At 58.7% G+C, this 17,262-nt stretch carries 19 protein-coding genes; 8 read left to right on the top strand and 11 right to left on the bottom strand.

Going from position 1 to position 17,262, the window contains the following annotated elements:
* The first annotated feature begins 85 nt into the window (after nucleotides 1-85).
* A complete protein-coding gene (gene pyrE / locus JL05_RS00410) occupies nucleotides 86-727 on the top strand; it encodes an orotate phosphoribosyltransferase (protein ID WP_004931204.1) in 642 nt (213 codons plus the stop codon).
* Nucleotides 728-758: 31 nt separating this feature from the next.
* Here the strand turns inward: pyrE and slmA are convergent, their stop codons facing one another.
* The 3 genes from slmA to coaBC form a co-directional block, all read right to left on the bottom strand.
* Nucleotides 759-1,355: a nucleoid occlusion factor SlmA gene (gene slmA, locus JL05_RS00405; RefSeq protein ID WP_004931203.1), complete on the bottom strand. Its 597-nt coding sequence runs from the start codon at nucleotides 1,353-1,355 to the stop codon at nucleotides 759-761.
* Between the two features lie 250 nt (nucleotides 1,356-1,605).
* Complete coding sequence (gene dut, locus JL05_RS00400; protein WP_015379440.1) at nucleotides 1,606-2,064, bottom strand: dUTP diphosphatase; 459 nt, start codon at nucleotides 2,062-2,064, stop codon at nucleotides 1,606-1,608.
* Nucleotides 2,042-3,259, bottom strand: coding sequence for a bifunctional phosphopantothenoylcysteine decarboxylase/phosphopantothenate--cysteine ligase CoaBC (coaBC, locus tag JL05_RS00395; RefSeq protein ID WP_033633512.1), 1,218 nt, complete (start codon nucleotides 3,257-3,259; stop codon nucleotides 2,042-2,044). Before coaBC ends, dut begins: the two co-directional genes overlap by 23 nt.
* Before the next feature lie 183 nt (nucleotides 3,260-3,442).
* Between coaBC and radC the strand changes: the two genes are divergently transcribed.
* The 4 genes from radC (at nucleotide 3,443) to mutM (ending at nucleotide 5,701) form a co-directional block, all read left to right on the top strand.
* Entirely contained in the window at nucleotides 3,443-4,126 is a 684-nt protein-coding gene (radC, locus tag JL05_RS00390; RefSeq protein ID WP_004931197.1) for a RadC family protein, read from the top strand.
* A gap of 262 nt (nucleotides 4,127-4,388) precedes the next feature.
* A complete protein-coding gene (rpmB, locus tag JL05_RS24525) occupies nucleotides 4,389-4,625 on the top strand; it encodes a 50S ribosomal protein L28 (RefSeq protein ID WP_004931195.1) in 237 nt (78 codons plus the stop codon).
* 11 nt (nucleotides 4,626-4,636) lie between these two features.
* Nucleotides 4,637-4,804, top strand: a complete 168-nt coding sequence (rpmG, locus tag JL05_RS00385) for a 50S ribosomal protein L33 (RefSeq protein WP_002442576.1) — start codon at nucleotides 4,637-4,639, stop codon at nucleotides 4,802-4,804.
* 81 nt (nucleotides 4,805-4,885) lie between these two features.
* Nucleotides 4,886-5,701, top strand: a complete 816-nt coding sequence (gene mutM, locus JL05_RS00380) for a bifunctional DNA-formamidopyrimidine glycosylase/DNA-(apurinic or apyrimidinic site) lyase (protein WP_028128080.1) — start codon at nucleotides 4,886-4,888, stop codon at nucleotides 5,699-5,701.
* A 5-nt stretch (nucleotides 5,702-5,706) separates the two neighbouring features.
* Here the strand turns inward: mutM and coaD are convergent, their stop codons facing one another.
* Genes coaD through waaA form a run of 3 tightly spaced genes read right to left on the bottom strand, consistent with a single transcriptional unit; the run spans nucleotide 5,707 to nucleotide 8,247 of the window.
* Nucleotides 5,707-6,192 carry a pantetheine-phosphate adenylyltransferase gene (gene coaD, locus JL05_RS00375; RefSeq protein WP_033631353.1) on the bottom strand — a complete coding sequence of 162 codons (486 nt, stop codon included), beginning with the start codon at nucleotides 6,190-6,192 and terminating at the stop codon, nucleotides 5,707-5,709.
* Nucleotides 6,193-6,195: 3 nt separating this feature from the next.
* Entirely contained in the window at nucleotides 6,196-6,969 is a 774-nt protein-coding gene (locus JL05_RS00370; RefSeq protein ID WP_033631352.1) for a glycosyltransferase family 2 protein, read from the bottom strand.
* Nucleotides 6,970-8,247, bottom strand: a complete 1,278-nt coding sequence (gene waaA / locus JL05_RS00365; RefSeq protein ID WP_015379436.1) for a lipid IV(A) 3-deoxy-D-manno-octulosonic acid transferase — start codon at nucleotides 8,245-8,247, stop codon at nucleotides 6,970-6,972. It abuts the gene before it with no gap.
* A 125-nt stretch (nucleotides 8,248-8,372) separates the two neighbouring features.
* Between waaA and JL05_RS00360 the strand changes: the two genes are divergently transcribed.
* A complete protein-coding gene (locus JL05_RS00360; protein ID WP_033631351.1) occupies nucleotides 8,373-9,386 on the top strand; it encodes a glycosyltransferase family 9 protein in 1,014 nt (337 codons plus the stop codon).
* 41 nt (nucleotides 9,387-9,427) lie between these two features.
* On the opposite strand, the gene JL05_RS00355 is transcribed toward JL05_RS00360, so the two are convergent.
* From JL05_RS00355 to rfaQ, 3 genes are read right to left on the bottom strand one after another with little or no spacing between them, the layout of a single operon-like run.
* A complete protein-coding gene (locus JL05_RS00355) occupies nucleotides 9,428-10,531 on the bottom strand; it encodes a glycosyltransferase (RefSeq protein WP_033631350.1) in 1,104 nt (367 codons plus the stop codon).
* A gap of 2 nt (nucleotides 10,532-10,533) precedes the next feature.
* Nucleotides 10,534-11,661, bottom strand: a complete 1,128-nt coding sequence (locus tag JL05_RS00350) for a glycosyltransferase family 4 protein (RefSeq protein WP_033631349.1) — start codon at nucleotides 11,659-11,661, stop codon at nucleotides 10,534-10,536.
* Complete coding sequence (gene rfaQ, locus JL05_RS00345; protein ID WP_033631348.1) at nucleotides 11,658-12,740, bottom strand: putative lipopolysaccharide heptosyltransferase III; 1,083 nt, start codon at nucleotides 12,738-12,740, stop codon at nucleotides 11,658-11,660. Before rfaQ ends, JL05_RS00350 begins: the two co-directional genes overlap by 4 nt.
* A 210-nt stretch (nucleotides 12,741-12,950) precedes the next feature.
* On the opposite strand from rfaQ, the gene JL05_RS00340 reads away from it, so the two are divergent.
* Entirely contained in the window at nucleotides 12,951-13,907 is a 957-nt protein-coding gene (locus tag JL05_RS00340) for a polysaccharide deacetylase family protein (protein ID WP_033631347.1), read from the top strand.
* A gap of 8 nt (nucleotides 13,908-13,915) precedes the next feature.
* Nucleotides 13,916-15,010 (top strand): glycosyltransferase family 9 protein, encoded by a 1,095-nt coding sequence (locus JL05_RS00335; RefSeq protein WP_033631346.1) that lies wholly within the window; start codon nucleotides 13,916-13,918, stop codon nucleotides 15,008-15,010.
* Between the two features lie 36 nt (nucleotides 15,011-15,046).
* On the opposite strand, the gene JL05_RS00330 is transcribed toward JL05_RS00335, so the two are convergent.
* Nucleotides 15,047-16,024, bottom strand: a complete 978-nt coding sequence (locus JL05_RS00330) for a glycosyltransferase (protein ID WP_033631345.1) — start codon at nucleotides 16,022-16,024, stop codon at nucleotides 15,047-15,049.
* Nucleotides 16,021-17,262 (bottom strand): O-antigen ligase family protein, encoded by a 1,242-nt coding sequence (locus JL05_RS00325; RefSeq protein ID WP_033631344.1) that lies wholly within the window; start codon nucleotides 17,260-17,262, stop codon nucleotides 16,021-16,023. The genes JL05_RS00330 and JL05_RS00325 overlap by 4 nt, the downstream gene beginning before the upstream one ends.

The raw sequence follows: 17,262 nt of genomic DNA, 5'->3' as shown, positions 1-17,262 counted from the left end.
GACTGAGAAGTCGCCTTTTTTATGCCCGGCGATCGGGCGGCAGTAATGACAAGACCCAAGCAGATTCAGACGAGGAGAAGCAATAATGAAAGCCTATCAGCGCCAGTTTATCGAGTTCGCGCTTAACAAGCAGGTATTGAAGTTCGGCGAGTTCACCCTGAAATCCGGCCGCACCAGCCCGTATTTCTTCAACGCCGGCCTGTTTAATACCGGGCGCGATCTTGCGCTGTTGGGGCGCTTCTACGCCGAAGCCCTGATGGATTCCGGCATCGATTTCGACCTGCTGTTTGGCCCGGCCTATAAAGGCATTCCTATCGCCACCACCACGGCGGTGGCGCTGGCGGAACACCATGAACGCGACGTGCCTTACTGCTTTAACCGCAAGGAAGCCAAGACCCATGGCGAAGGCGGTTCGCTGGTGGGCAGCCCGCTGCAGGGGCGCGTGATGCTGGTGGACGATGTGATCACCGCCGGCACCGCGATCCGCGAGTCGATGGAAATCATCGGCGCCAGCGGCGCTTCGCTGGCGGGCGTGCTGATCTCCCTCGACCGCCAGGAACGCGGCCGCGCGGATATCTCCGCCATTCAGGAAGTGGAACGCGACTATCACTGCAAGGTGATTTCAATCGTCACGCTGAAGGATCTGATCGCCTATCTGGAAGAGAAACCGGAGATGGCGGACCACCTGGCGGCGGTGCGCGCTTACCGTGAGCAGTACGGAGTATAAATAACAACGCCGGGCATGCCCGGCGTTTTCGTTATTGCAGCTGTGCCGCTAATAGCGGCCAGCGGGCGTCGAATTCCTGCGTGGGGCGATAGCGGAATTCCGAACGCACATAGCGCGACAACATGCCTTCGCAGAAGGCCAGCAGTTGGCTGGCCAGCAGCGTTTCATCGACGATAAAGCCTTTGCCTTCGCGCAATTTGCGCTCTTTCAGCACCTGACGCAGCTGCGCCTCGATGCGCTCGAACAGCTGGTTGATGCGGCCCTGCAGGCGATCCTGTTCAAACATCAGCGCGTGGCCGGTCATGATGCGCGTCAGCCCTGGGTTGCGCTCCGCAAAGCCCAGAATCAGCAGCAAAATCAGGCGCAGACGATTAAACGTCTCTTTCTCGTCCTGCAAGATCAGGTTGATGCGGGTGATCAGGCTGTCTTCGATAAACTCGATCAGACTGTCGAACATCCGTGTCTTGCTGGGGAAATGCCGGTACAGCGCAGCTTCAGAAACACCCACGTTCGCGGCGAGCTTGGCGGTGGTGATGCGTTGGCTGCCGTCGCTGGACTCCAGCATCTGGGCTAACGCCTGCAATATTTCCTCGCGCCGATTCCTTTTCGTCTTTTCTTTTTCTGCCATGTCTGATTAGACCCTTGCTAAAACTTAACTGACGGAAACCCGCGCACCGGCCGCTGCAGAGCAGGCTCTGTGCGGCTTATGTGATAGCTTTTTTACGATGCTGGGGTCAGCGGCCTTAACGGCCTTTTTCCGCGCTGCCTGGTGTGCGCTGCAATTGTCGCGGTAAAACCTTGCCGCAGAGACATCCATCTCCCCGGAAAGCAAGGTTCAGGCGACGTTTCCCTGCCGGCCCTCGTGCATTGGGTGGCGCTTAGTGGCGCCCCGAGTGGCCGAAGCCGCCTTCGCCGCGCTCGCTGCTGTCGAACTCTTCCACCAGGTTGAACTCGGCCTGCACCACCGGCACGAAGACCATCTGCGCGATGCGTTCGCCCGGCTCGATGGTGAAGTGCTTCTGGCCGCGGTTCCAGACGGACACCATCAGCTGGCCCTGATAATCGGAGTCGATCAGGCCGACCAGATTGCCCAGCACGACGCCGTGCTTATGGCCCAGGCCTGAGCGCGGCAGGATCACCGCCGCCAGGCTGGCGTCGGCGATGTGGATCGCGAGACCGGTAGGCAGCAGCGTGGTTTCACCCGGCGCCAGCTCTACCGCGCTGTCCAGGCAGGCGCGCAGGTCGAGACCGGCGGAGCCCGGCGTAGCGTAGGTCGGTAGCGGGAAATCCTGACCGATGCGCGGGTCGAGGATCTTAACGTCGATTTTTTTCATCATAACGGCTGACTATCTCGTCTATTAAACGTTGGCCAAGGAGTGCCTTGTCGCTCAGCGCCAGGCGTTTCTCTCCATCCTGCCAAAAAAGATGCAGGGCATTGGTGTCGCTGTTGAACCCGTGCTCTGCAAGCGATACATCGTTAGCGCAAATCAAATCCAGCTTCTTACGCGCCAGTTTTTGCCGCGCGTATTCTTCCACATTCTGGGTTTCGGCGGCAAACCCCACGACAAACGGTCGATTTTTGGTCATCGCCGCCACGCCGGCGACGATATCGGGGTTTTTTACCATCTTGAGGACGATTTCATCACCCTGTTTTTTTATTTTTTCATCGGCGATCCGCTCGGGGCGATAGTCGGCCACGGCGGCGCAGGAGATGAAAATCTGCTGCTGAGCGGCGCGTTGTTGCACTGCCTGCTCCATCTCCAGCGCGCTGGTGACGTCCACGCGTGTGACCTTCGGCGGCGTCGGCAGGCTCACCGGCCCGGCGATCAGCGTCACCTGCGCGCCGCGGGCGGCGGCGGCGCGGGCGATGGCGAAGCCCATTTTGCCGGAGCTGTGATTGCTGATGAAACGCACCGGATCCAGCGCTTCACGCGTCGGGCCGGCGGTGATCATAACCTGCAAATGTTGCAGATCCTGCGGGGCGGAGAAATGACCGCTCGCCAGCTCGACGATGTCCAGCGGATCCAGCATGCGGCCCGGGCCGACGTCGCCGCAGGCCTGGCTGCCGCTGTCCGGCCCCCAGAGCAGCATGCCGCGCGCCTGCAGCGTTTGCAGGTTGGCCTGCGTGGCGGCGGCGCGATACATCTGCTGGTTCATGGCGGGCGCGGCGGCGATAGGGGCGTCGGTCGCCAGGCAGACGGTGGTCAGCAGATCGTTGGCCATGCCGACAGCGACGCGCGCCAGCAGATCGGCGGTCGCCGGCGCCAGAATCACCAGATCCGCCCATTTGCCGAGCTCGATGTGGCCCATGGCGGCTTCGGCGGCGGGATCCAACAGATCGTCGGACACCGGATGGCCGGAAACGGCCTGCAGCGTCAGCGGCGTAATGAACGCCTTGGCTGCGTGGGTCATCACCACGCGCACTTCCGCGCCCCTGTCGCGCAGGCGGCGCACCAGCTCTGGGCACTTGTAGGCGGCGATGCCGCCGCTGATGCCAAGCACAATATGTTTGCCGGAAAGTCCCGTCATCATCATTGTCCGATTGAAAGCCGAAAGATGCGCCATTTTAGCATATCCGCCGTTCAGGTGAGCGATTCCGCAATGGCTGCAAGGCGTTACATTGTGCTTTGCGAAACACTTCGCAATGTTATCAAACACCTGTCGAACGCGTCGGGTGGCGCATGGCATGCTGTAGCCCTTTCAGGGAGGAACACGATGAGCAACCCGATTGTGGCGTGCTGGCCGGGCGCGTTGGCGCCGCGTGAAAAGCTGTTGATGCAGGGGGCGGCGTCGCTGTCTGACGCAGAGCTGTTGGCCATTTTCTTGCGCACCGGGTTGCCCGGCGTGCATGTGATGCAGCTGGCGGAGCAACTGCTGCGCCGATTCGGCTCGCTTTATCACCTGATGTCGGCCGACCATCAGGCTTTTTGCAGCCAAAAAGGCCTGGGCGACGCCAGCTATACCCAACTGCAGGCGATTGCCGAGCTGGCGCTGCGCTTCTTTTCCAGCCACTTGTCGCAGGAAAACGCCATGCTCAACCCGCGCGTCACCCAGCATTATCTGCAAAGCCTGCTGGCGCATCGCGAGCGAGAGGTCTTTTTGGTATTGTTTTTAGACAATCAGCATCGGGTTATTCGCCATCAGGAGATGTTTGCTGGTACCATCAGCAGCGTCGTCGTCTATCCGAGAGAAATTGTGCGTGAAGCGTTGAAGGCTAATGCCGCCGCGCTGATTCTCGCGCATAATCACCCTTCGGGTAAGGCTGAACCCAGTCATGCCGACCGTTTGATAACGGAACAGGTGGTGAAAGCCTGTCAGTTATTGGAGATCCGAGTGCTTGATCATTTGGTGATCGGTCGGGGTGAATGCGTCTCTTTTGCCGAGCGCGGATGGCTTTAAGCGATTTTTTCGCGATCCTTGTGGGATCTTTAGCTGTTCGGGACTTGAGCACTTACGCTTCAGAGCGTATACTACGCCACCTTTGAGAATCTTGGGTTTGGCGCAAGAGCCTATCTCAGCAGGTTTCTGACCTGATGTGTGGTTTCTACCTGATGACGAGAGTCTCCTCAGTATGAAGTTTGCTGAGATGGGCTCTAAAAGCCTGACGAGGCGGCCATACCCTATACGAAGCTCGAGCTGATTTGATTTTTGGAGAATAGACATGTCCCGAGTCTGCCAAGTTACTGGCAAGCGCCCGGTGAGCGGTAACAACCGTTCCCACGCAATGAACGCGACCAAACGCCGTTTTCTGCCTAACCTGCACTCACACCGTTTTTGGGTTGAGGCTGAGAAGCGCTTTGTAACTCTGCGTGTATCTGCTAAAGGTATGCGTGTTATCGATAAGAAGGGTATTGAGACGGTTCTGGCCGATCTGCGTGCCCGTGGTGAGAAGTATTAAGGAACTGAATCATGGCTAAAGGTGTTCGCGAGAAGATCAAGCTGGTTTCTTCTGCTGGTACTGGTCACTTCTATACCACCACGAAGAACAAGCGTACTAAGCCGGAAAAATTGGAACTGAAGAAATTCGATCCAGTTGTCCGTCAGCACGTAGTATACAAAGAAGCTAAAATTAAATAATTTTAGTGGATTAATGAAAAACCCGGCCTTGGCCGGGTTTTTTGTTTTATAAAGGGTAGAAAACGTCGGAGGGGAAGCCAGATGCCTGAATTACCGGAAGTTGAGACGAGCAGACGCGGTATAGAGCCTTATCTTGTCGGCCACAGCATTCAGTATGCGGTGGTGCGCAATGCGCGCCTGCGCTGGCCGGTTTCCGAGCAGATCCTGACGCTGAGCGATCGGCCGGTGCTCAGCGTGCAGCGCCGGGCCAAATACCTGCTGATCGAGCTGGAGAACGGTTGGATTATCGTGCACCTGGGCATGTCGGGCAGCCTGCGCATGCTGCGCGAGGAAAACGAAGACGAAGCCGGCAAACACGACCACGTCGATCTGGTGATCAGCAACGGCATGATCCTGCGCTATACCGATCCGCGCCGTTTCGGCGCCTGGCTGTGGTGCGAAGACCTGGCGACCAGCAGCGTGTTGGCGCATCTGGGGCCGGAACCGCTGAGCGAAGCGTTCAACGGCGACTACCTGTATGAAAAATCACGCAATAAGCGCACGCTAATCAAACCGTGGCTGATGGATAACAAGTTGGTGGTCGGCGTTGGTAACATTTACGCCAGCGAATCGCTGTTCAGCGCCGGGATCCTGCCCGATCGTCCGGCGGGATCCTTGAGCAAAGCCGAAGCGGAACTGCTGGCGAAGACCATCAAGGCGGTGTTGCAGCGCTCTATCGAGCAGGGCGGCACGACATTGCGCGACTTTTTGCAGTCGGATGGCAAACCGGGGTATTTCGCGCAGGAGTTGCAGGTTTACGGCCGGGCGGGAGAACCGTGCCGCGCGTGCGGCACGCCGATCGAATCCGCCAAGCACGGGCAGCGCAGCACCTTCTTTTGCCGCCGCTGCCAGCGCTGAGCCGATCACTCGGCGGCGAGCTTCGCCATCAGCGCCTGGGTGACCACATCGGGCAGGAAAGGCGCGATATCGCCGCCGTGACGGGCGACCTCCTTCACCAGTGAGGAGGAGATGAACGACCACTCTTCGGAAGGCATCAGAAATACGCTTTCCAGCGTTGGCATCAAATGGCGGTTCATGTTCGCCAGCTGCAATTCATATTCAAAGTCAGACACCGCACGCAGGCCACGCACCAGGATATTGGCATTCTGGTGCGCGGCGAAGTGTGCCATCAGTTCGCTGAAGCCCAGTACCTCAACATTGCCCAGATGTGAGGTGACCTGCGTCGCTAACGCCACGCGCTCATCCAGGCTGAACAGCGGTTTTTTGCTCGGGCTGGCGGCGATGGCCAGAATGACGTGATCGAACATTAGCGACGCGCGCGTCACTAAATCCAGGTGGCCGTTGGTCATGGGATCGAACGTCCCGGGATAAATGGCTTTGCTGGTCATGATTCACTTCTCTGAGTAGTTGCGGCCCAATGCCCATAATGCGGCATATTTATTGAAGGTATATTGCGCGTTGACCACCGCTAACAGCAACCCCTGTTTGCCATCCAGGAAGCCGGCGCGCAGCAGCCAGGTTTTGACGAAGGCGCCGAGCGTGTGGGTCAGGATAGACAAATAGCCGCAACGCTTGCCGGCCCGGTGGCGCTGCGTGGCCCACTCTTCGGCATAGCGCAGCTGTTTGCGCTGGAAGGCGAAGAAATCGCGGCAGGTCAGGTGCAGCATATCGCCGCTGAGGGGGATCACTTTGGCGTCGCCGATGTTCAGCGACTCGTGTACCAGATCGTCGTTATAGCGATAGCGTTGGTTGGCGTACAGGCGGTTGACGCGGTCGGGATACCAGCCGCTGTGGCGCATGAAGCGGCCGAGGAACAGGTTGCGCCGCGCGCAGCTGTAGACAGAGCCGTCCTCCGGCGCGTTCAACACCTGTTCGATAGATTGCCGCAGCTCGGGCGTGACGCGTTCGTCGGCGTCGATCATCAAAACGTAGTCATGGCTGGCGTAGCTTTGCGCCAGCTGACGCTGCTTGCCAAACCCTTGCCAGTCGGTGTGCGTGAAGACTTTGGCGCCCAGGCTTTCGGCGACGGCGACGCTGTCGTCTTCGCTGCCGGAGTCCAGCACAATGATTTCATCGGCCCACTCGACCGAGCGCAGACAGTCCGGCAACAACCCGGCTTCGTTTTTGGCGATCATCACCACCGACAGGCTTTTGCGGCTGCTCATTCAGTGACTCCGGGGCGGCAGGTGCGGTTCCAGCAGCTGCAGCAGGCGCTGCAACGCTCCCTGATTCTGATACAGCACTTCCACCGCATGGCGGCCGTAGTAACGACGGTAGTCTTCGTCGGTCAGCAGGGTTGCCACTTCCTTCACCAGCGAATCGACATCGGTCACGGTGATCAGGCCTTCGGCCTGCGAAAGCTTGGCGCAGATGTCTTTAAAGTTGAAAGTATGCGGGCCCATCAACACCGGGATGGCGTGCGCGGCGGCTTCCAGCGGGTTGTGCCCGCCGCGTTCCACCAGGCTGCCGCCGACAAAGGCCAGATCGGCGATGCCGTACAGCAGCATCAGTTCGCCCATGGTATCGCCGATCACCACCTGGGTGCTGCCGGACGGGATTTCGCCGCTGCTGCGCAGGGTGTAACTGAAGCCGGCCTTCTGCACCAGCTCTTTGGCGGTCGGGAAGCGTTCCGGGTGACGCGGCACCAGGATCAGCAGCAGGTCAGGGTGTTTTTCCAGCAGTTTGCGGTGCGCTTCCAGCAGGATGGTCTCTTCACCGTCGTGGGTGCTGGTGGCGATCCACACCGGGCGGCGCGGCGCCCATTGGCGGCGCAATGTAACAGCGCGGGCGGCCAGCTCCGGGGTGACGGAGATATCGAATTTCAGGCTGCCGGTGACGGCCAACTGCGAGCGTTTCAGGCCCAGTTCGATAAATCGATCGCCATCTTCCTGGTTCTGTGCGGCGATCAGCGTGATGCGGCGCAGCATATCGCGCATGAATCCGCCAATTTTCTTATAGCCGGCGGCGGAGCGGGCCGACAGACGCGCATTGGCGATCACCAGGGGGATTTGCCGCTGATGCAGCGCGTTGATCAGGTTAGGCCATAGCTCGGTTTCCATGATGATCACCAGCTTGGGATTCACCTGGTCGAGGAAACGGTTCATGGCGCCGGGCAGATCGTAGGGCAGATAGACATGATGCACGTCTTTGCCGAAAGCGGACTGGACGCGTTCTGAACCTGTCGGGGTCATTGTGGTCACAGTTATCGGCAAAGCGGGGTAACGATGGCGCAGCGCCCGCACCAGCGGGATGGCCGCCAGCGTTTCGCCGACGGAGACGGAATGCAGCATGATGCCGCCTGGCACGACTTTCCCGGCGCAGAAGCCATAGCGTTCCGCCCAGCGTTTACGGTAGGCTGGAGCTTTGCGGCTGCGCAGCAGTAAGCGGAGCCAGATCAGGGGTTGGATGAGGTAGAGTAGTACCTGATATAAACGCAGCAACATTCTATCAATTTCATTTATATGGGTTATTCGGAATAGTACCATAACTGGAAGGGAAAGGCGCTAATTTGGTAACCTTGGGTGTCAGTTTCAGACAACCGGCGAGCGATTTCGCCGACAGGCTCGGAATGAAGAATATTTTAATTATTCGCCGCGATAACATCGGCGATCTTGTTTGCACCACGCCCTTGATTGAGGGGGTGAAAATTGCCTATCCGGACGCAAAAGTTTATCTGCTGATCAATAAAGTCAGCCAGGATGTTGTTAAAAACAATCCTCATCTCGAGAAAGTCTTTGTCTATAAAAAGGCCAAGCACAAGGCGAAAAATGAGACCACGTTGGGCGTTTATTTCGAACGCATGATGATCTTCCTGAAGCTGCGCAAAATAAAGTTCGATGCGGTTATTCTGGCCAACCCGGTGCCTTGCAAATACAGCCTGCGTCTAGCGAAAATGGCCGGCGCCACCCATATCATCGGCGCCGATCTGGGCACGAAAGATATTCATCGCCCGTTCCGCAAGGACGATTTCCGCGGCCTCCATCAGGTCGAGCACACCTACAGCTATTTATCGGCGATAACCGATCAATCCATTCCGATCCCGCCGGTGCGGGTGTTTCTGGCGCCTGAAGAGCGGCAATTGGCGGCGCAGCGGCGGCAGGAACGTCTGCCGCCGGTCGAGCGCGTATGCGCCGTGCACATCAGCAGCCGCAGCCCGAAACGGCGTTGGCCGGTTGAACGCTATGCCGAAATCATCAACCGTCTGGTTGCCGATCCCCGCACCGGCGTGCTGATCTTTTGGTCGCCGCAGGGCACGTTGGCACCGGACGACATCGGCGATCAGCAGCGCGCCGAACAGCTGCTGGCGCTGTGTCAAAACGAACGCGTCGCGCTTTATCCGACGGCGTCGGTGCGTGAGCTGTTGGGCGGGTTTGATTTATGCGACCGGGTGCTGTGCAGCGACGGTGGGCAGATGCATCTTGCTGCTGCGTTGAATAAGGACATGGTGGTGTTCTTTGGCGATACCGATAAAGTGTCCTGGCATCCATGGACTGGCCGCCATCATATTTTGCAAAGTGAATCGGGGCACTGTGAAGATGTTTCTGTCGATGAGGTTTGGCAGAAAATGCAGGCGCTCAACTAACGAAGAAAATAAGGCAGGCATCCCCTGCCTTATTTATTTTTTTATTGTTCTTCTTTCAGCTCAATATATTGATGGCAAATAGGCTCAAGCCCATAGCTCAGCAATTGCTGTTGATTTATCTGCGGCGGGTTGGCGTAAAACTCCGCCATTTTTTCTGCCAGCGACGCTTCGTTTAATTCCGCCAGCGCGTTAGCCATGCCGGCTTTTTCCAGAATTTCCGCAGGGCCGCCCGGGCAGCGAGTGCTGACCACCGGTGTGCCGCACAGCAGCGATTCTACCAGTACGTTGCCAAACCCTTCGCTGTCGGAGCTGAGCACCAGCAGCGAGGCATGGCGAATAAACGGGTAGGGATTGCTCTGGAAACCGAGGAACAACACGCGCTCTGCGATGCCCAAGTCTGTCGCCAGACGTTTGACCTCGGCGACTTTGGCGTCGTCACCGGACCCGATCAAGGCCAGCGGTGCCTGAATGCCGGAGAGCGCATAGGCTTTCAACAGGCGGTCATGCCGCTTGGTGGTGTGAAAGCGGCCGACGTGCACCAGATAGTCCTGGCCGGCCAGTTCGCAAGGCGCCGCCGCCTGTTGCTGAATAGCGTCGATGTCGAACGGGTTGTTGATGACCGCCAACCGGCGCGGGCGGATCGGCAAGTTCCGCTGCAGATCGTCGCCGACCGCCTGTGAAACGGCGACGATATTTCTTCCCTGGTAAACGTTGGCGATTTTGCGTTGCTTCAGCCAGCGATCCAGACCCTTGCGGTGACCGAGGTAGGAGGTGGAGAGGATGCCGTGAATGCAGAACCACAGGCGATCCGCGGCCAACCGCTTGCTGCGGCTGACGATACGATCGGTTTTATGCAGGTTGGAGAACACCAGATCGAACGCGCCGTTTTGGCGCTCGTGTTCGGCTATCGCGCGATCCAGCGCGGCGGCGCGGCGCGACAGCTCGGTCAGCTTGCGCCAGGGGGCACGGCTGCGATCGGCCAGCACCTGATAATCAATGCCCGGTGGAATAGGGTAATTGCAGACGTCGCGCAGCGAGATCAGACTGACGTCGTGCCCCTGTTGCTGCATGCCCTGACACAGGGTCAGCACCACTTTTTCCGCGCCGCCTCCCGGCAGGCCGTCGATGATCATCAGAATACGCATAGCTAATCCAGTAACCGGTTATAGAGGGAAATCAGCTGTTCGGACAGATGCGCCGGCGTAGCCGTCATAATGCGCAATCTCGCCGCTTCGCCCATGGATGATCCCAGCGCCTGGCGCGGCAGTGCCCGAATAGCCTCCGTGATGGCCGGTACATCGAGCGCGTCGGTCACGAAGCCGTTCTGGCCGGGGGTGATAAACTCGGCGCCGCCGCAGGTGGTGCTGGTGATAACCGGCAGGCCGCACGACATCGCTTCCAGAATTACATTCGGGAACGGATCGTACAGCGTCGGCAGCAGCAGCGCGTCCGCGGCCTGATAGAACGGCAGGGTCTGCTTCTGCACGCCCATAAAGTAAATGCGATCGCCGCAGCCCAGCGACTGCGCCAGCGCCCGGTAGCGTTTTTCGGCTTTGTCTTTACCGACCACCAGGAGGTGACTGTCGGTCGCCGCCACGGCGCGGATGGCGGCGGCCAGCCCTTTGCGCTCGAAACCGGAGCCGACGAAGATCAGGCAGTGCGCCTGTTGCGGGATCTGATATTGCTCGCGCAGACGTTGACGCAGGGCCTCGTCGGCGGGCGGGAACTTTTGATTGTCGATGGCGTTATAGATCACCGTGATCTTGTCGGCGGGCACGCCAAAGTCGGCGATGATTTCCTGCTTGATCATCTCGGCGTTGCAGATGACGGCTTTCAGCTCGGGCGCGGCGTACATGGCGCGTTCGGCGCACATCACATAGCGGTGATAGCGATTGGAGAACAGCCACTTGCGGCGCCATTCCGGCAGCAGACGCGCGCGTTGCAGCAGCCAGCGGCGGTGTACGCCGTCGCCGGCGCGATAGATGTCGCAGCCGGGAATGCGCTCGTGGCTTTGCACCAGATCGAAGCGCTCTTTCTGCCACAGCGCCCTGGCTGCCACGGCGAAGCCTCGCTCGCGGCTGATGCGGCCGAGCTTTAACGGGTTACACAGGTGGATATGCCAGTTGGGATTGGCGTCGCCCTGCCATTCGCGAGTGATGACGTTCAGATCGAGATCCTGTTGCTCCAGCGCTTCCAGGGCGCGGGAAACGAAACGTTCGGCTCCGCCGTCCGGGCGATATTTTTGGCGAACGATCGCCAAACGGAATGCTTTCATGCCAGCGTGCTCCGCGCGGCTGCAATCACCGCGTCTGTAGGAATAAGGTCGAGATACCGTTCGTCGGTGCCGGTATCGATGGCGTCCGGATCGGGCAGTTCGCCGAAGTCGCCGGCCCAGATCACGGCGCCGGTAGCTTGCCACGGCCGCCAGAAAGTCAGCTTGGAAGGGCCGAACAGCGCCACGCACGGCGTTTGCAGCGCGGCGGCCATGTGCATCGGCACCGAATCCACGCCGATAAACAGCTTGGCGTGGTCGATCAGGGCGGCCAGTTGGCGCAGCGTCAGCTGGCCGGCCAACGAGATCACGCCCTGTGGCGGGCAGAGCGCCAAAATGCGCTCGACCATGGCTTGTTCTCTGGCGTCGGGGCCGGAGGTGATCACCAGCTGGTGGCCGTCGGCCTGCAAGGCGGTGAGGGTGGCGGCCATTTTCTCTTCGCTCCAGCATTTGAAGAACCAGCGCGAGGTGGGCTGCACCACAATATAACTGCCGGCGACGCCCTGTTTCTGCAACCGTTGCTCACAGGTCTGCCAATCCTGCGGATCGTAACTCATGGTCACATGTTCATTGAGCGCGGGCAGGTTCAGCGGCGCCAGCAGCGAAAGATTCTGTTCGACGGTATGCAGGTGGGCGTGATTGTCGACCGGCACCAGCTGGGTGTGGCAATGGCGCCACAGGAAGCCGCGGCGTTTGGGGAAATCGAAGCCCAGACGGATACGCGCACCGGTCAGGCGCGTGAGGATGGCGCTGCGCCATTGATCGGCCAGGTTGACCACCAGATCGTAGCGTTGCGCCTTCAGGCGACGCAGCAGCGCCAGTTCGTGCCCCAGGTGCGCGCGGGTGCCCTGTTTTTTCCATTGACGGTCAATGGCGAACAGCGTCGACAGTTCCGGATTACTGGCCAGCATTTCCTGCGTTTCCTGATACAGCAGCACATCGATCTGCGCCTGCGGGTAGTTTTGCCGCAGGCTGCTGATGACCGGCGTGACCAGCAGCATATCGCCGTGATGGCGCAGTTTTATGATCAAAATACGCTGTACGGATGGGGCGGAAGTTGGGGCTGGCGCGTCGTTCATCATGAGTCGCTTTCTGGGAAACCAATCTTTGATTCTAAATGACACGATCGCATGTGGCTACTGTTGCAAGGTTTTCTTGCCTGGCCGTAAAAAAATCGCCGAGCCGGGGACGAATGCGCTTCAACGTTGTCCAAACCAGGCAGCAAAGTCGTTTGCCCTGGCGAAACGGCCTGCGTAACATAGTGCATTCTGTTGATATCAGGCTCGATATTCATGACTAAACCGGCGTTTCTCATCACCATTGATACCGAAGGCGATAATCTGTGGCAAAACCACGATCGCATCGCGACCGAAAACACGCGTTTCTTGCCGCGCTTTCAGGCATTGTGCGAAAAATACGCCTTCAAACCGGTTTATCTCACCAACTATGAAATGGCGATGGACCCGGCTTATGTCGAGTTTGCGCGCGACGTGATCGCTCGCGGCACGGGTGAAGTGGGCATGCACCTGCATGCCTGGAACAGCCCGCCGCTGACGCCGCTGACCGACGACGACTGGCGCCACAAGCCTTATTTGATCGAGTATCCCGCCGATCAGATCCGCGCCAAGGTCGATCACATGACCAAGCTGCTGGAAGATGCCTTCCAGACCAAAATGCTCAGCCATCGCGCCGGCCGCTGGGCGTTCAACGAATATTATGCCTCGCTGCTGCTGGAGTATGGCTATCAGGTGGACTGTTCGGTGACGCCGCGGGTCAACTGGCAGTTTTCGCCGGGCAATCCGCAGGGCAACGGCGGCACAGACTATAGCCGGTTCCCGTCGCAGGCCTATTTCATCGATCCGCAGAACATCGCCAAACCGGGCGCTTCGTCGTTGCTGGAAGTGCCGATGAGTATCCAGTACAAGCACTCGGCGCTGATGAATGCCTTCAAGCAGGGCTATGACCGGCTGCGCGGCAAGCGGCGTTCGCCGTCCGTCAACTGGCTGCGGCCGAGTGGCGGCAATGTGGCCAAGATGATAAGCGTGGCTGAAACATCGCTGGCGCAGGGGCATGACTACGTCGAATTCATGCTGCACTCCTCCGAATTTATGCCGGGCGGCAGCCCGACGTTCAAAACCGAGCAGGATATCGAAGGGCTGTACCGCGATCTGGAGCAGCTGTTTGACTGGCTGCAGCAGCGCACGGTGGGCATGACGCTGGCCGAGTATTATCAACTTAAAGCGAATTAAGCACGCACATGTCGAAGAAATGGAAAATCAAGGTTGCCGACTGGTTCTTGCGGCGCTATACGGCGAAGTACGGCCGTTTTCAGGATAAGGCGACGTTCGACGGCGCCCAGCAGTTTGACAATATCGTCATCTATTCCACCACGGCGTTGGGCGACTTCATGTTCAACACGCCGGCACTGCGGGCGATGCGGGAACGCTACCCCAACGCGCACATCACGCTGGTGGTGCACAAGAAAAACCGCGAGCTGGTGGAAAACGGCCGCTATTACGATCGCGTGGTGTATTGGGACAGCAAGATCAAGACGATGCGCCCGTTGCTGAAATCGCTGCGCGAACATCAGCCGGATTTGGCGCTGATCCTGCATTCCCATCTGCCTTATGACATCATCAGCGCCGTACTGGCCGGGGCGAAGTACATTATCAGGGATAACTACAGTTCAGGCATTTGCGGGCTGGAGCCTTGGCTAACCAACTACGTCTTCCATTATTACGGCCACTTCGTGCGCCGCAAGCTGGAGCTGATTTCCATTTTGGGCTGCCGCAGCGACGATCCGACGATGGAAATTCCCGTGGATTATCAGCGCGGCGTCAAAAGCAGCGAGCATCCCACCATCGGTTTTCAGCTGGGGGCGTCAACGGAGTCGCGTTGCTGGCCGGTTGCGCACTATGCGCGGCTGGCCGATGAGCTGGTGGCGAAGCACCCAAATGTACGCATCGTGCTGATTGGCGCACCGTTTGACGACGGCAAGGCCAAACAGTTTTTGAGTCTGATCGGCCCGCAAACGCAGGCCTGCGTGGATAACCAGATCGGTAAAACGGGGCTGCAAGGTTTGCTGACGTTGCTCGACAGTTTCCATGTTCTGGTTACCGGCGATACCGGGCCGTTGCATCTGGCGGTGGCGTTGAAGGTGAAAACCATCAGCCTGTTCGTGACCGCCGACTCACGTTCCACCGGGCCGATTCAGGATCCTGAACTGCATCGCATCATTCAGGTGTCTCGTACCGGCTATACGATGCCGCTGGAGGCGGAAGGCCCGATGGGGGTTATCCAGCCGCAGCGGATTTATGACGAGCTGGTCGCGCACGTGCCTTTAGCGCGCTAAAGGCGAGACGACGCATCGGCCGCCCGGCCGATGCGGTTAATGCGGCCTGCGCCCGCGCAGCTTCGAAAGAAAGGTATCCACTCGCGCATAGCGCATCTGGCGGACTTTTTTGCCCGGCACGTCGCTGTTGCGGCAGACAGCGGCGGCGCGGCGCAGGATATGCAGCGTTGCCGGCGCGTAATGGTAATAGCCGTATACCGCCTTCGACATGCTTTTCACCTCGGAAAAGCAGTTGGCCAGCATCAGTGCGGCTAACCGGCGCAGCGGCTCATCCCCGGGATGCTGCGCCACAAAACGCAGCATCTTCTCCATGGCGAACAGCAGATCTTCAATATCTTTGGGTTTGATATTGCGGGTGATGCCCTGGCTGTTGTCCCGATAGAAGTAGAGTTCGCAGTCAAGATGGGCGATGCGGCGAGTTTTGAAATACTGAAAAGGCGTGAAAATCACGTCTTCGTAGCGCCTGCCGTCTTCGAACGCTTCCCCTTCCAGCAGCGTGCGTTTATATACCCGGCTCCAGAGATGCCACATCGAGCGTGCAAACAGCGGTTGCAGGCAGCCGAGCCCCAACTGTGAAAAGTCGTAGGCTGCGGGCTGCGCCGCGCGGTTATCCGCTGTCGACGGATGTTCGGTGAACTTCTGATAATTAAAATCGATCAGGTCATATTCACCGGCGATCAACAGGGGGCGCAGGATCGCCAGATAGTCGTCGCTCAGCAGATCGTCGCCGTCGAGAAAGGTGACATAGCGCCCGGTGGCCCGCTGTAGCCCGACGTTGCGGGCGTGCGCAATGCCGCCGTTGGCCTGTGAAGTAAGGACCGCGCGCGGATGCCGCCGCTGCGCCAGATAGTGGCTGACCAGCGCACCGGAGGCGTCGGTGGAGCCATCGTCGATGATCACCACCTCGATATCGTCGCCAATCTGTACAAATAACGAATCCAGCGCAGCGATAACGAACGCTTCATTATTATAAAACGGCACGATAACGCTGAGCAGCGGCTGCTGAGGATTCACAAGGCGGGCTCCTGAACTGGGGGCTGTTTCGTAACGGAAAGAACGGCGGCGATCAGCGCCAGGCAGAACATGACGGTGCCTTCCGTGCTGAAGAAGATGACGTCGCTCAGGCCGTAAACGAACAGGCTGGCGCTGACGCTCAGCAGTAACGCGTTGCGCTGCGGCCGGAACGAAGAGAAGAGCAGGCCGGCGTAGAGCGCCAGCAGCAGCAGTGCGCCCCAGACGCCCTTGAGCGAGTAGGTTTCCAGCAGTTCGTTGTGCAGGTGAACGTTGATGTAGGGCATGACGCCGTACAGATGTGGCTGCTGCGCGACGATGGTGCGGATCTCTTCACCGCGTTGTTCGGCGGATTGGCCCCAAGGGGCTTGTGAACCAGTACGCCATGCCAGCGTTTGCATCGACAGCCGGGAAATGATCGAGTTATCTATCTCGGGTTTATCGATCAGTTGCATGTTGGTTTTGAAGTCGGCAATGCGTTGTTCAATCTGCGCTTTAAAGACGAATCCGCAGATGAGCAGCAATAATGGCACCGAGGAGACCAGCAAAAACTTGTGTTTTCTGGATACCAGATGCTTGGTCGCCAGCAGTGACAGGCAAACCGCCACCGGGTAAACCAGCATGGCCGCGCGCGTGCCGGTGAGCACCAGCGCAGAGAAGGACAGCAGGAACGCCGCAATGTACAACACCAGACGGTAGCGGGTGCGCAGCATCAGGATGGCTTGCATCATCACCAGATCGATGGCGGTCATCAGGTAGGCAACGACCGTGGCGCGATCGAAGTTGAGCTCCACGCGCGGAATATCCAGCCGCAGCCCCTGATAGAGTGAATAACCGTTGACCGCCAGACCGGTAATGAGGGCCACGACAACGAGCAGGCGCTGCACGCACAACCGCTCATTAAGCGCAATCAGCAGGATGAAGGCGGTTGCCAGTTGGAGTTTACCGGTCGACATATAAGAGCGGTAAATGTTGATGTATTCACCCGGCTGTTTGAAGTGGTGCATCCAGAGGATGGTTCCCATGCCTACGCTGAACATCAGCGCGGGCAGCAGCAGATTTCTAACGTTGCTGAAGTAGTAGCGCGGATACAGGCAAACGGCGATAAAGGCGATGTAGCTGGAAACATAAAACAGATTGCGTCCGGTCGCGGAACCGAAAGGAATGGTGCAAAAAGCGATGGCGCACCCCAGATAGATCAGATAGCTAAAGGCAGGGTGCGGTGTTCTGTGTTTTAACAT

The organism is Serratia nematodiphila DZ0503SBS1, assembly GCF_000738675.1.
GTDB lineage: Bacteria > Pseudomonadota > Gammaproteobacteria > Enterobacterales > Enterobacteriaceae > Serratia > Serratia nematodiphila.
Note: the sequence above shows the minus strand (reverse complement) of the source record. Positions and strands in the feature narration are given on the sequence as shown.